This window comes from Sphingobium yanoikuyae (assembly GCF_013001025.1).
GTDB classification, from domain to species: domain Bacteria; phylum Pseudomonadota; class Alphaproteobacteria; order Sphingomonadales; family Sphingomonadaceae; genus Sphingobium; species Sphingobium yanoikuyae_A.
Window position 1 is genome coordinate 208,239 of record NZ_CP053023.1, and the last position, 14,061, is coordinate 222,299.

General features: G+C 61.0%; 14 protein-coding genes. 8 read left to right on the top strand and 6 right to left on the bottom strand.

Annotated elements, in window-relative coordinates:
- Positions 1–479 precede the first annotated feature (479 nt).
- The 5 genes from HH800_RS28170 to HH800_RS28190 all read right to left on the bottom strand — a co-directional run bounded on the left by HH800_RS28170 (position 480) and on the right by HH800_RS28190 (position 4,376).
- A complete protein-coding gene (locus HH800_RS28170) occupies positions 480–743 on the bottom strand; it encodes a DksA/TraR family C4-type zinc finger protein (protein ID WP_024310576.1) in 264 nt (87 codons plus the stop codon).
- A 127-nt stretch (positions 744–870) separates the two neighbouring features.
- Positions 871–1,767, bottom strand: coding sequence for a bestrophin family protein (locus HH800_RS28175; protein ID WP_017980832.1), 897 nt, complete (start codon positions 1,765–1,767; stop codon positions 871–873).
- 67 nt (positions 1,768–1,834) lie between these two features.
- Complete coding sequence (locus HH800_RS28180) at positions 1,835–1,951, bottom strand: DUF2474 domain-containing protein (RefSeq protein WP_017980833.1); 117 nt, start codon at positions 1,949–1,951, stop codon at positions 1,835–1,837.
- Positions 1,951–2,961, bottom strand: coding sequence for a cytochrome d ubiquinol oxidase subunit II (gene cydB, locus HH800_RS28185; RefSeq protein WP_017980834.1), 1,011 nt, complete (start codon positions 2,959–2,961; stop codon positions 1,951–1,953). The genes HH800_RS28180 and cydB overlap by 1 nt, the downstream gene beginning before the upstream one ends.
- Positions 2,958–4,376, bottom strand: coding sequence for a cytochrome ubiquinol oxidase subunit I (locus tag HH800_RS28190; protein WP_017980835.1), 1,419 nt, complete (start codon positions 4,374–4,376; stop codon positions 2,958–2,960). Before HH800_RS28190 ends, cydB begins: the two co-directional genes overlap by 4 nt.
- 318 nt (positions 4,377–4,694) lie before the next feature.
- Between HH800_RS28190 and HH800_RS28195 the strand changes: the two genes are divergently transcribed.
- On the top strand, positions 4,695–4,985 hold the full coding sequence (locus HH800_RS28195; RefSeq protein ID WP_017980836.1) for a metal/formaldehyde-sensitive transcriptional repressor: 291 nt from the start codon (positions 4,695–4,697) through the stop codon (positions 4,983–4,985).
- Positions 4,986–5,250: 265 nt separating this feature from the next.
- A complete protein-coding gene (locus HH800_RS28200) occupies positions 5,251–6,171 on the top strand; it encodes a LysR family transcriptional regulator (protein WP_017980837.1) in 921 nt (306 codons plus the stop codon).
- A gap of 44 nt (positions 6,172–6,215) precedes the next feature.
- On the opposite strand, the gene HH800_RS28205 is transcribed toward HH800_RS28200, so the two are convergent.
- Positions 6,216–6,890 (bottom strand): SDR family NAD(P)-dependent oxidoreductase, encoded by a 675-nt coding sequence (locus HH800_RS28205; protein ID WP_024310570.1) that lies wholly within the window; start codon positions 6,888–6,890, stop codon positions 6,216–6,218.
- 402 nt (positions 6,891–7,292) lie between these two features.
- Here HH800_RS28205 and HH800_RS28210 point away from each other — a divergent pair, with 402 nt between their 5' ends.
- The 6 genes from HH800_RS28210 (at position 7,293) to HH800_RS28235 (ending at position 14,057) form a co-directional block, all read left to right on the top strand.
- Positions 7,293–8,504: a glutathione-independent formaldehyde dehydrogenase gene (locus HH800_RS28210; RefSeq protein ID WP_020486678.1), complete on the top strand. Its 1,212-nt coding sequence runs from the start codon at positions 7,293–7,295 to the stop codon at positions 8,502–8,504.
- 344 nt (positions 8,505–8,848) lie between these two features.
- Positions 8,849–9,958 carry an S-(hydroxymethyl)glutathione dehydrogenase/class III alcohol dehydrogenase gene (locus HH800_RS28215; protein ID WP_017980840.1) on the top strand — a complete coding sequence of 370 codons (1,110 nt, stop codon included), beginning with the start codon at positions 8,849–8,851 and terminating at the stop codon, positions 9,956–9,958.
- Between the two features lie 51 nt (positions 9,959–10,009).
- Complete coding sequence (locus HH800_RS28220; RefSeq protein ID WP_017980841.1) at positions 10,010–10,408, top strand: VOC family protein; 399 nt, start codon at positions 10,010–10,012, stop codon at positions 10,406–10,408.
- Between the two features lie 147 nt (positions 10,409–10,555).
- On the top strand, positions 10,556–11,386 hold the full coding sequence (fghA, locus tag HH800_RS28225) for an S-formylglutathione hydrolase (protein ID WP_017980842.1): 831 nt from the start codon (positions 10,556–10,558) through the stop codon (positions 11,384–11,386).
- A 20-nt stretch (positions 11,387–11,406) separates the two neighbouring features.
- Positions 11,407–12,738 carry an NAD(P)/FAD-dependent oxidoreductase gene (locus HH800_RS28230; protein WP_020486679.1) on the top strand — a complete coding sequence of 444 codons (1,332 nt, stop codon included), beginning with the start codon at positions 11,407–11,409 and terminating at the stop codon, positions 12,736–12,738.
- Positions 12,739–12,782: 44 nt separating this feature from the next.
- On the top strand, positions 12,783–14,057 hold the full coding sequence (locus HH800_RS28235; protein ID WP_017980844.1) for a DUF3422 domain-containing protein: 1,275 nt from the start codon (positions 12,783–12,785) through the stop codon (positions 14,055–14,057).
- The last annotated feature ends 4 nt before the right edge of the window (positions 14,058–14,061 follow it).

Sequence of the window (14,061 nt, forward strand, 5' to 3'; positions counted from 1 at the left end):
GCAAAATGCCGGCCTTCGTCCAAGTCGATCCACAGGGGTTGGAAGGGGCCTTCAATCCTATCTAGCCACTCTCGCAGCTTTGCTCGGTTGTCGGCAGCGTTCTCACGTTCGACAAGCGCGCTCGCTATCGCGGCTGCCTGCATGGAATAGCCGACATTGGGCAGGCCGGCAGGAAAACTCGTAACACCCATTATTGTCCCTTTCTGGAATAGAGCCGAAGGCGATGGCTCACATCGACTTCTGGCCCTCGCCGAGAGCGGGGGGTGAATGGGCAAATGGGGCCGATCGGGGGGGAGGGGGATCGCCCGCCCTGCACAAGCCGCAGGCGCGGAAGGGTGGGGAGACCGCCCCGATCGCCAAGCGGAGCGCGCCCGCGCGGAGACGGTCCAGCCCTTGTCCAGAGGGGGGCGGCGCCCCCTTCATCCCAAGCGCCGCTAAAGCGGCGCTCGAATAACGTGGTTGGCCGCCCCCTAGCGCAATTAGCGCAACTGGCTGTCCTTGCTGCCCCGGCGATTGATGCCGGTGAAGGTCGGGCGCTTATCGCGTTCGCTTTGACAGGCGACACAGGTTCTTACGCCGGGTATGGCCGTGCGGCGTTTCGCCGGGATTTCGTCGCCGCACACCTCGCAGTCGGTGCTACCCTCGCCGGAAGGCAGACGCGATCGGGCGGCGAAAACCGCGTCCATGATCGTTGCATCAATCTGGTCCTGCACCGCACTATCGGGTGCCCATCCATTTGCCATCGCCACAAGCTCCTCGATTTTGACCTTGGGGGTCAGATAGTCGGGGGCGCATGGGCCAAGCACGCGACTATCCAGCACAGCACCCGAATATAGGGTACTCCCTACCAGTATCAAGGAGTGTGCAAATTTAGCTCAGGACAGATTTATGGGGTTCCAGTGGCGGGGGTAGATCCTCTTCGCCAAGCAGCGACAACATATCCCGCTCGATTGTCCGCTTCATCGCATACAGCGGCAGACAGTTTGGCTCGACGCCGAACGGGTCTTCCAGCTCGTGACCCAGCGCATCGAGGCCGAAAAAGGTATAGGCGGTGAGGAGCACCGGCAGGAGCGTCCACCAGTCGAGTGATCCTGCGAGCGCGAAGGGAAGCATCACGCAAAAGATAAGTGCGGTGCGATGGAGCAGCAGAGAATAGGCGAACGGCACGGGCGTCGTGGATATCCGCTCACAAGCGCCCTGAACCTTGCCGAAGGATCGCATGTCTTCTGCCACGACGGCATAGTGAATCGGCGTAATGACGCCAGTCTGCTTTAGCTCGAGCAGCCTGCGCCCCATACGATCGAGCACGAGGTTCGTGACGTTCGGGCTCTTTGTCGCCGGGCCGATATCGACCCACGGCGCAATGGCGGCGATTTCATCCTCGCCGCGAAGGCGTGCGGTGAGGCCGCAGGCAAAGCCACATATGCTATGGAGCAACGCGCGCCGATCCTCGTCAGGGAGAAGCGATGTCTCGCGCGCGAACGAACGGGCCGAGATAATTAGCTCGCCCCAAAGCTGCCGCCCCTCCCACCATCGCGCATAGCAGGCATTGTTGCGGAAGCTCATGAAGATCGAGAGCGCGATACCGATCAGGGTGAAAGGGATCGTCGAAATCCGCGCGAAAATGCCGGGATGGGCTTGGGCGGCCAGGATGGCGATCACACTGACGACCGCGATCGCCGCCAGCCTCCGTGCGATGCGCGGCAGGATCGAGCCATGCACGGTGAAAATGATATCTTGGAAGCTCGGTTGCGATCGAACGATCATATTCCGTGGAATGTCCTTCGCCTGTTTGCCAGCATTTCCATCGGCAGCTCGTCGAAACGAGCTGCCGTCAGGGTTTGAGGATGAAGCGAATGACCTGCGCGACAGCCCCCAGCGCCAAAACGCTGGCCGCCCAGATTAAGACCATCCAGGCGAGCCGTCGACCGAGAGGTTTAGGCTCGTCCATCAATGATACCCATGCGTGCCGACCTTACCGCGGAACACCCAATAGGCCCACGCGGTATAGCCGAGAATGATCGGAATGATGACGGCCGCACCCGCCAGCATGAAGAGCTGGCTTTGCGGGGGAGCGGCTGCATCCCAGATCGTGACGGCGCGGGGAACAACATAGGGGTAGATACTGATCCCCAGCCCAACGAAACCGAGAAAGAACAGGCCAAGCGCCATAATGAAGGGCAGGCGCTCCGCGCCGCGCTTCAGGCTCCAGAAGAAGGTTGCAGCGCAGATCGCCACCAGCAGAGGAACCTGCGCGGTGAGAAGCACGCCGGGCATCGCAAACCAGCGTCGCCAATAGTCATAGGTCAGGAACGGCGTCGCCGCACTGACGGCGAAAAGCGCGAGTAGCGTCGCCCCGCCGAGCCAAAATGCCAGTCGACGGGCGCGTTCCTGGCCCGGCCCTTCGGTTTTCCAGACCAGCCAGGCCGCGCCTAGAAGCGCATATCCGATCACGACTGCCGCGCCGGTCAAGAGGCTGAACGCGCTCAACCAATCCAGCCATCCCCCTGCATAGGCATCGGCCTCGACCCGCACGCCTTGCAGGATCGCGCCCAGCGTGATCCCCTGCGAGAACGCCGCGAGAACGGACCCAAAGCTGAAGGCGACATCCCAGAAGGGACGATGGCGCGGATCTCGCCAGCGAAACTCGAATGCGACCCCGCGAAACACGAGACCGAGCAACATCGCGATGATGAGCGGGTAGGTCGCGGGAAGGATGATGGCGTAGGCAAGAGGAAAGGCCGCGAAGAGACCGCCTCCGCCCAGCACGAGCCATGTTTCATTGCCATCCCAGACCGGCGCGATCGAGTTCATTGCCTGATCGCGCTCTCCTCCGACCGAAAGGTTCGGAAAGAGGATGCCGATCCCCAGATCGAACCCGTCCATCACGACATAGGCGAAGACAGCAAAGCCGATGATACCGGCCCAGATTATGGTGAGATCGAGGTGCTCCACGTTCATGCCTCCCGTCCGGTTGATGCCACGACGCCGCTTGCCGGCGTGATGCCCGCCGCGCGTTGCGGCACCTTGGACGGTTCCGGTTCACCGGCTGCGGGCGGCTTTGCCATCATCCGGAGCAAATAATAGGTGCCGGCCCCGAACGCGCCGAAATAGACGAGGATGAAAGCGACGAGGGACGCCGCGACAGCCGGAGCGGCCAGGGGGGAGTGGGACTCCGCGGTTCGCAGCAGGCCGTATACGGTGAAGGGCTGTCGGCCTACTTCCGTCGTCACCCATCCTGCTATGACCGCGACAAAGCCTGACGGACCAAGCGCGAGAGCGGCGCGGTGCAGCCAGCGCCAGTCATAGAGCTTGCCGCGCCAGCGGGCGAGCAGGCTCCAGAGGCCCAACCCAAGCATGGCGAGGCCCATCGCCACCATGATCCGAAACGACCAGAAGACGATCGGCGTGGGCGGCCAGCGATCGCGCGGGAAGTCGTTGAGGCCGGGGAGGGGCGCTTTGGGATCGTGCTTGAGGATCAGCGATCCCAGATAGGGGATTTCGATCTTGCCGTGGACCACCGCATCCTTGTTGCTCGGGAGGCCGAAAAGGATGAGCGAAGCGCCCTCGGGGCTGGCCTCATAATGACCTTCCATCGCGAGAACTTTTGTCGGCTGATGCTCAAGCGTGTTGAGGCCGTGCTGATCGCCCGCGAGAATCTGGATCGGCGCCACAAGCGCCGCCATCCACATCGCCATGGAGAACATCTTGCGCGCGCCGGGATTCGCGCGGTCGCGCAGAAGGTGCCATGCTCCTACGGCCCCGACGACCATTGCCGTGGTCAGGTAGGCGCCGATGACGGTATGGACGAGGCGATAGGGAAAGCTCGCGTTGAAGATGATCGGAAGCCACGAACCTGCGGGCACGAACTGGCCCTTGGCATTGATCGCATAGCCTGCCGGCGTCTGCATCCAGCTATTCACGGAAATGATCCAGGTCGCCGAGATGAGCGTCCCGACGGCGACCATGCAGGTCGCGAAAAAATGCGGGCCCCTGCCTACCTTGTTGATGCCGAACAGCATCACGCCAAGGAAACCGGCTTCAAGGAAGAACGCGGTCAGAACCTCATAGGCCATGAGCGGGCCGATGACCGGACCGGCCTTGGCCGAAAATACCGACCAGTTCGTCCCGAACTGGTAGGACATCACCACGCCCGAGACCACACCCATGCCGAACGCGACGGCGAAGATCTTGAGCCAGTAGCGATAGAGGTTCGCATACACACCGCTGCCGGTCTTCAACCACAACCCTTCAAGCACCATGAGATAGCTTGCCGTGCCGATGGAGAAGGCCGGGAAGATGAAGTGGAATGAGACCGTGAACGCGAATTGCGCCCGGGCCAGGATTACCGGATCGAGATTCTCAATCACCAACATTCCTCCCTGTTTTGTCCCGCCGATGTTCGTCCGATTGTCCTCTGCAGAGGCTTTGCGATTCGAACACAGGGCTTGGGGGCCGGACGCGCGCCATTTCCTTTGGTGCAGCGATCCGATCGGGCCGGCAATATATCATACTCCCCACCAGTATCAAGGGGGTAGGAACCCAGGTCTGGCGTTCGATGTTTCTGGAGGCGTAGGGGAAGGTTCAGGCTCGCTTCGGCCGAAATTTGAGGTGTCAGCGCGGCGCAAGGCACAGGATAGGGTTGAAACTCCCCCCCTGTATAGTATGTGCATATCAACAGTCAGGAAAGCGCGATGCCACATTCACCAGAAGAGAAGAAGCGGGCCATAACACGCCTGCGTCGCATCAAGGGGCAGGCGGAAGCGCTTGAACGCGCGATCGAGGCCGGAACGGATTGCGCCCCTTTGCTCCAACAGATTGTGGCGATGCGGGGCGCCACCAACGGGTTGATGGCAGAAGTGATGGAAGGCCATCTCCGTGAGACCTTCGGCCCCGCCAACGGCGCGCATGGGGAAAATGGAGCCAGCCCATTCGACGACGACATGGAGGGTATAATGCGGATATTGCGAACCTATCTTAAGTAGGTCTTAGAAACCGCAGTACCTGTATATAGATTTATAAGAACAATTTTTTACCGATCGGCAATATAATGACGGTGCGCCCAATTTTCGCGTGGTACGACTTATGGGTTGGTATTTTCATAGATCGCCCTAAGCGGCGTATCTACATTTTTCCAGTTCCATGCTTTGGTATTTTCATTCAGCTTCGCGTGCCACCGGCATCATAACTTGATTGCGGGACTGCAATTTGTGGTTCCACTGGAAAATCGCAACTGGATGAGAACACGTTATGATCGTCAAGAATTTCGGATATCTGATTGCGCTCGATCAGGAAGGCCATTTCGGTAGGGCAGCCAAGAGCTGCAACGTGTCGCAGCCCACGCTTTCCGCCGGCATCAAGCAGCTCGAACAGGACTTGGGTGTGGAGATCGTGCGGCATGGCCGGCGTTATGACGGACTCACATCGGAAGGTGAGACTGTGCTGGCCTGGGCGAAGAAGATCGAGAGCAACTGCGAGGGGCTGGAGCGCGACCTTTCGGCCCAGAAACGTGGGCTGGAAGGTCAAATTCGCCTGGGCGTGCTGTCGGCCACGTCGATCATGGCATCGATCCTCAGCCTTGCCCTCGCTGAAAGGATGCCGCTCCTCGAACAGTGCATTTGCACAGCGCAAACCTCGTCGCTGACCAAAGCCTTGCTGACGCATGAAATGGACATGGCGCTGGTCTATCTCGAAGACATATCTGAGGAGGACTTTGACACGCACCTTCTCTACCGGGAGCGGATCGTCGTTTTCCAGGCATCCGGCGACCCGCTCCCGCGACAGGTTTCATGGGATCATGTCGCCGAGCTGCCTTTGTGCATCTTGGACTGCGCGCTACCCAAAGCCGCGCGTTCTAGACTCGGGCACCGTGCCGCAAAGTCGATCAGGACCAACAATGTCGATGTTCTCGCTGCCCATATCGCAAGTGGGCGATATGCCACCGTCCTTCCGCAATCTCTCGCAACCTATTTTGCTCGGATTTCCGACATTCGGGCGGTTGAAGTCGCAGGTGAGGGCGCAGATGCCGCTGTTGGATTGGCCATGCCCAGAAATGGGGTGAAATCGACACCCACAGCCGCGCTGTTCGAAATAGTCCGCGCACCCGAGACAATGGCCTCGATAGAGGCCGCTCTGGACCTGTACCGCCAGTTCCAACCCGAAGGGGGCTGACCGTTCATGCCGTGCTATCGCAGCATGAACGGTCGCGCGACCCACTATTCGACGTAGATCATTTTCTTGGTCATCCCGCCGTCGACCACAAGCGTTTGCCCGGTAACAAAGCCGGCGGACGCCAGATATAGCACGGCCTCGGCAATGTCCTGGGGGCGACCGACCCGGCCAACCGGATGCTGCGCCTCGTCCTCGGCGCGCAGATTCGTGTCATTGGTGATCCAACCAGGTGCGATTGTATTGACCCGGATTTTGGCGCCAAGTTGCACCGCCAGCGCCTGCGCGAGTGCCACCATGCCACCTTTCGCAGCGGCATAGGCAAAGTCGATGCCTTGGGACATCAACGCGCGGGTGGAAGCCATCATGACAATCGAACTGCCATCGGTGAGCAGGGGCAATGCCGCTCGCGACATCAGAAAGGCCCCGGTCAGATGGCTGCCAATGGTGCTGTTCCACTGGTCGAGCGAGGTGTCACCGAGCTGCATGAATGTGTCGTAAACAAGCCCACCATTGTTGACGAGCAAGTCCAGTCGATCCCAGCCAAGGGCACGAAAAGCCTCGGCTACGGACTCTTCGCTGGCAAGATCGCAATGGATCTGTTGACCGATCGCTCCTTCCTTCAAATCGAAGGATGCCACCTCCCAACCTTCATCCAATAAGGCGGAACATATAGCCTGACCGATTAGCCCCGATCCTCCTGTTACAATAGCGCGTTTCATAAGAACTCCTTTCTGTCAGAGGATGATAGAGAGACCGGCACCATTGCGCCAACACAACTCAAGTCCAGAGAACGGGCGCATAGGGCGTCACCCTGATAGACTTCAACTGCGCCTTGTCTTCCAGAAACATTATGCTTGCTGCAATGGAATATGATATATCATCTTGTTGCATTGCGGCAGTCATTCTCCTGTAGCTTGGTCATAGGAATTTCCGATCTTGGGATAGAATCTTCGAGTTTGCTCCGAAGGAGAAGCGCCGCCATTCTGCCAAGACGGTAATGATGAGACTGGCAACGACACTACTATGCTGCGCTGAATTAATTCGGTGCGGCATGTTGATCCGTGTCAAGTCCTACTCTCGTCAATACTTGGGGGGGCGTGAAAAAACGCAGGAGATATCTGATGGCTACAGGCAACCGGATCGTAACCTTCGAGAAACCGATGGAAATGAAGGTCAACACCTTCAAATTCCCGGAGCTGATTACTCCACAGGGCAAAAAAGCTCCCCACGGCGCCATTCTCAAGATCGTCACCACGAACATCTGCGGCAGCGACCTTCACATCTACCGAGGTTCGTTTGAAGTCCCCAAGGGGATGACGATGGGCCACGAAATGACCGGCGAGGTGATCGAGGTCGGCTCCGACGTCGAATATATCAAGGTCGGCGATATCGTGTCCGTTCCCTTTAACGTCGGCTGCGGACGCTGCTACAACTGCAAGCACATGCGCTCGGACGTGTGCGAGCACACCAACCCCGAAGTCGACTGCGGCGCCTATGGCTTTAACCTGGGTGGATGGACCGGGGGGCAGGGGGATTACCTGTTCGTGCCCTATGCAGACTTCAATCTGCTGGCTTTCCCCGACAAGGACGCGGCCATGGCGAAGATCCGTGATCTGACGCTCCTTTCGGACGTGTTGCCGACCGCGTTCCACGGGTTCGCCGCTCCCGACTGGCCGGCGCAACCGGCCTATATCGTCGGCGAGAATGTGCTGATCTTCGGCGCGGGGCCTGTCGGCCGCGCGGGCGCCGCCTGTGCGAAGCTCCTCGGTGCCGGCGCCATCATCGTCGCCGACTTCATTCAGGAGCGGCTCGATCTGCTCAAGCCGCACGGCGTCGAGACCATCAACCTGTCGGACGGCATTCCGATCGAAGATCATCTGGAGCGGATCACCGGCAAGCGCGAGGCCGATCGCGTCATCGACTATGTGGGCCTCGACTGTCGCGGGTTCGGGGCGGAGTCCGACCAGATCGTCGAGAACGCCGTCACCAACGCCCTGCTGAAATATGTCCGCTTCGGCGGGATGACCAGCACGGTCGGCGTATATTGCCCCAATCCGATCTCCAAGAATCGGGACAACAAGAAGGGCAGCATGGAAGTCGATTGGGCCAGTGGCTGGATCAAGTCGCCGCGGATGTCGGCAGGCCAGTCGCCGACGGCCAATTACAACCACGCCCTCATGCGGGCCATCCTGAACGATCGGATGCCCTATCTGACTCCGATGATGAACACGAAGATCATCAAGCTGGAGGACGCGCCGGCGGCCTACAAGGAGTTCGATGACGGATCGGCGTTCAAGTACGTCATCGATCCGCACGGCTCTGTGGCGGCCTGACCATCTAACCCGGAATGCCCCCCGGTCATGTCGGGGGGCATTCTGAGCCGTTGGGGGCGGACTGCTTGCCGCACGCACACCCCCTTCCGGCTTGTCGATCTAACACCCCCCCGGATCGGCAAGCCGCCCCCTTCTGGAACGCAGCATCAGCCATGGCGCTGCGCTTTTCCGAAGCCGTAACGCCCTGTCGGGCGCTTTCACCACCCTCAGACATTATCCCTCTTGCATACTGGCTAGGAGTATCTTATACATACTCCCAGCCAGTATGCTTGGCTCCGAATCGAGATATCGAAACGGGGACTCGCAACCGGCGGTCCGGTTCTAGAAAAGAGGGAGATCCAAACATGAAATCTCGCGCCGCCGTAGCCTTCGAGGCAGGCAAGCCGCTCGAAATCGTCGAGATCGATGTCGCACCGCCCCAGAAAGGTGAAGTGCTCATCAAAGTCACGCATACCGGGGTATGCCACACCGACGCTTTCACGCTGTCCGGCAACGATCCGGAGGGCATTTTCCCGGTCGTTCTCGGCCATGAGGGCGCGGGCATCGTCGTCGAGGTCGGCGAGGGCGTCACCAGCGTCAAGCCGGGCGATCACGTCATTCCGCTCTACACCGCCGAGTGCGGCAAGTGCGAGTTCTGCCTGTCCGGCAAGACCAACCTGTGCGTCGCGGTTCGCGAAACGCAGGGCAAGGGCCTGATGCCCGACGGCACCACGCGCTTCTCCTACAACGGCCAGCCCCTCTATCACTATATGGGCTGCTCGACGTTCAGCGAATACACCGTCGTCGCCGAAGTCTCGCTCGCCAAGATCAACCCCGAAGCGAACCCCGAGCATGTCTGCCTTCTGGGCTGCGGCGTCACCACCGGCATCGGCGCGGTCCACAACACCGCCAAGGTGCAGCCGGGTGACTCGGTTGCCGTGTTCGGTCTGGGCGGCATCGGTCTCGCCGCGATCCAGGGCGCGCGTCAGGCCAAGGCAGGACGCATCATCGCGATCGACACCAACCCGACGAAGTTCGAGCTGGCGCGTCAGTTCGGCGCGACCGACTGCATCAACCCCAAGGACTATGACAAGCCGATCCAGCAAGTGCTGATCGAGATGACCGGGTGGGGCATCGACCACACGTTCGAGTGCATCGGTAACGTCCATGTCATGCGGGCCGCGCTGGAATCCGCGCATCGTGGCTGGGGCCAGTCGATCGTCATCGGCGTCGCTGGCGCGGGCCAGGAAATCTCCACCCGTCCGTTCCAGCTCGTCACGGGCCGGGTCTGGAAGGGGTCGGCCTTTGGCGGTGTCAAGGGACGGACCCAGCTTCCCGGCATGGTCGAGGACGCCATGAAGGGTGAAATCGATCTGGCGCCCTTCGTCACCCACACCATGGGTCTCGATGAGATCAACGAAGCCTTCGATCTGATGCACGAAGGCAAGTCGATCCGCACCGTGATCCACTACTGATCCCTCAACTCTAACCTTCAATTTCAATAGTTAACCTCAAGGAAGAATATCATGGCTGATCCCGTTATCTCCGGCAACGGCGTGTTCTCGCACGTCTTCATCGGCGCGGCCGATGTCGAGCAGTCGGCAGCGTTCTACGACGCCGCTCTGGGCGCCCTGGGCGTCAAGAACCTCGGCCCCTTCGGCAATGGTTGGGTGCTCTACGGCCGCGAAAAGCCTGCTTTCATCATTGCCCGTCCCGGCAATGGCGAAGCGCCCTCCAGCAACGGCGTGACGGTCGGCTTCGCCGCCGCGACGCCCGCCGAAGTGGACGCTTTCCACGCGGCCGGCCTCGCCGCTGGTGGCACCGACGAGGGCCAGCCCGGCCCGCGGGGCCACCTGCCGGGTGCCTATGCGGCCTATCTGCGCGATCCGGCGGGCAACAAGGTCTGCTCGTACACCTTCATCTAAAGCCGGAAGGTGAGGGCGATACCGGCAACCCTATGACTGGCTGTCGCCGGCGCTGGAACAGGCGCCGGCGCTTCCCCCCGCACCACAGCCAGGAAAAGGGCGCCTATCACCACACCGTCCACCAACCGTCGAAGCAAGGAAACAAAAATGGAACGTGTCGAACATCACGCCAGCTTCGGCGGTTGGCAGGACGTCTATCAGCATGACTCGATCAGCCTGGGTTGCCCGATGAAGGTCGGCGTCTATCTGCCTCCCCAGGTGAAGGACGGTCGCGTGCCGGTGCTGTATTGGCTGTCCGGCCTGACTTGCACCGAACAGAATTTCATTACGAAGGCTGTCGCGCAGCGTTTCGCTGCCGAGCACGGGATCATCCTCGTCGCGCCGGACACGAGCCCGCGAGGCGAAGGCGTGGCCGACGATCCCAGCTATGATCTGGGACAGGGCGCCGGCTTCTACGTCAACGCGACTGAGGAACCTTGGGCTGCCCACTACCGCATGTACGATTATGTCGTCGAGGAATTGCCGGCGCTGATCGAAGCCACATTTCCGGCCGATGATCGCCGGGCGATTGCCGGTCATTCGATGGGCGGGCACGGCGCACTCGTTGCCGCTCTGCGCAATCCGGGGCGCTATCGCAGCGTATCGGCCTTTTCGCCGATCGTCGCGCCGAGCCAGGTGCCTTGGGGCGAGCGCGCTCTGACGGCCTATCTCGGAGACGATCGCGCCGGGTGGAAGCATTACGACACCATCGAACTCATCAAGTCCGCCAGCGAGCGCCTGCCGTTGCTCGTCGATCAGGGCATGGATGATGAGTTTCTGGATCGCGAGCTGCGCCCGGATCTGCTGAAGGCGGCCTGCGAGGCTGCGGGGCACCCGCTGATCCTCAACCTGCGACCCGGCTACGATCACAGCTATTATTTCATCGCTAGCTTCATCGGCGAGCATATCGGCCATCATGCCAAGGCGCTGTTCCAATGAGCGCGGCGGCATCCTCGGCCATGCGCGAAATCGCGTCCAGCAATGACCCCGCCTCCGGTCGCCATCGCGTGGTGGTCGTGGGCGCGGGCTTCGGCGGCCTCGAAACCGTCCAGCGGCTCGCGGGGAGCGGCGTTGACATCACCCTTGTCGATCGCCGCAACCACCATCTTTTTCAGCCGCTGCTCTATCAGGTCGCGGGCGCGTCGCTGTCGCCATCGGAGATCGCCTGGCCGATCCGCTCGCTCTTCGCCAAGCGCAAGGACGTTCGGACTCTGCTCGGTGAGGTCGAAGGCGTGGACACGGGCAACCGGCGCGTCGTTCTCGAAGACGGCTCGACGCTTGGCTATGACACACTCGTCATCGCGACGGGCGCGCGGCATTCCTATTTCGGGCATGACCAATGGGAGCCTTATGCTCCGGGCCTCAAATCGCTCGAAGATGCGACCACCATTCGCCGGCGCCTTCTCGTCGCGTTCGAAGAAGCCGAGCGCGAGAGCGATCCCGCGCGCCGTGCGGCCTTGCAGACCTTCGTTATCATCGGCGGCGGGCCTACCGGCGTCGAACTGGCCGGCACGATCGCGGAGCTTGCCCGTCTGACACTGGTGCGCGATTTCCGGTCGATCGATCCGCGCGCGACGCGGGTGGTGCTGGTCGAAGCCGGGCAGCGGCTCCTGCAGGTCTTCCCGGAAGATCTGTCGGCCTATACCGCTCAGGCGCTTGAAAAGCTCGGTGTCGAAATCAAGCTCGGCAAGCCGGTCACGGAATGTTCCGAGCATGGGGTCGTGGTCGACGGTGTGCCTATTCCCGCTGAAACGATTTTGTGGGCAGCAGGCGTTCAGGCCTCGCCCGCCGCGCGCTGGCTGAACGCTGAAGCCGATCGCGCGGGCCGCGTGGTCGTCGGGCCGGACCTGACAGTGCCAGGACACCCCGACATTTTCGTGATCGGCGATACCGCAGCCTCGAACGGGTATGACGGCAAGCCGGTGCCCGGTCTCGCGCCGGCTGCAAAGCAGGCCGGACAATATGTGGCCCGGCTGATCCGCCAGCGCTTTAAGGGGCAGAATGCTTCGGAACCGTTCCGTTACCGGCATCAAGGCAATCTGGCGACGATCGGCCGCAGCCTTGCGGTCGTCGATATGGGCGGGTTCAAATTGCGCGGTGTTCTGGCGTGGTGGATGTGGAAACTGATCCACATCTACTTCCTGATCGGGACGCAAAATCGGATGAGTGTTGCACTAAGCTGGATGTGGACCCACGGCATAGGATATCGTGGCTCGCGTCTGATTACTTACAGCGATCTCGCTCAGCACGATGCCGGGCAGGACCATGACAAGGGGAGGGAAGGCGATTGAGTGAAGAGGGCAGCGCCGAGAACAGCGGTTCAACTGTCTATGGAATGCCCACCTATGAGAATAGGCGGGTTGCCATCGACGAGGTTCATGCGCGCCCTTATTTGCTGATAGATGCGCCGCGTGCCCTGGTGCAGCTCGCCTTCATGAACGAGGGCAATCTGACGAAGGACAAGGCGACCCTCGCGGAAATATCGAGCCGGATGGGCGCCCCGCTGCCGGATCAGGACACACCTCTTCATGGCCTGACCTGGGATCAGGGTAAATTGCACTGTGAGAAGCACACCGAGTTCTCGACCTACTTGTGGAGTGCGCCCCTCGATCCGGGCACCGGGGAGCTGGCGGGTGAAGATCCGTTCAAGCACGGCTTTACGCCGCCCGGGCCGGTCATTTGCGGCGTCCGCCTGGACGTTGTTACGTGGACCGAAGAGACCGCGACCTATATCGATCGCTTCGACCCGATCAGCCGGTGTCATTCGCTCGTCGAGGATGGCATGGCCGATATCGTCACCGATTTCCGTCAGGACGCCGATGGGCTAACCCGCATCCTCATCCTCGATCGCGGTTTGACGCCGATCCGGCTTGGCGCGCTGGCACAGCGGCTCCTCGAAATCGAGACCTATCGGACGCTGGCCCTGCTCGGCATCCCACTGACCCAATCGCTGGGGCCGCATCTGCGCAGCATAGAGAAGCGCCTTGCCGCCATCACCAACGAGATGCGCAAATCTGCACGCCGCGACAGCGAGGGGCTACTTTCCCGGCTGACCGACCTTTCGGCCGAGCTGGAGGCGGACACGGCGTCCAGCCTCTACCGCTTCGGTGCGAGCCGTGCCTATTATGAAATCGTCGAGGAGCGGCTTGCAGCGCTCGGCGAAACCTTCGTCCCGGGCTGCTATCGCTGGCGCAACTTCCTCCATCGCAGGATCGCGCCCGCCATGCGGACCTGTCGCGTGATCGAGGAACGGCAAGCCAATCTCTCCGACAAGCTGGCGCGCGCGACCACGCTGCTGCGGTCGTGGATCGATGTGCAACTCGAACGCCAGAACAGCGATCTGCTGGCCTCGATGGACAATCGGGCGAAGCTGCAATTGCAGCTTCAACAGACCGTGGAAGGCCTGTCTGTCGCGGCGATCTCCTATTATGTGATCGGCCTGCTCTCCTATCTCATCAAGGGCATACCGGGGATTCACGACATGGTGGCGCCCGAGCTGGTGATCGCCGCTCTGGTTCCCCTTGCCGTCCTTGGTGTCTGGTGGACCGTTCGACAGATCAGGAACGCGCACAGCGACCATGGACCGCCGCCCGCAAAAAAGCAGATATGATCCC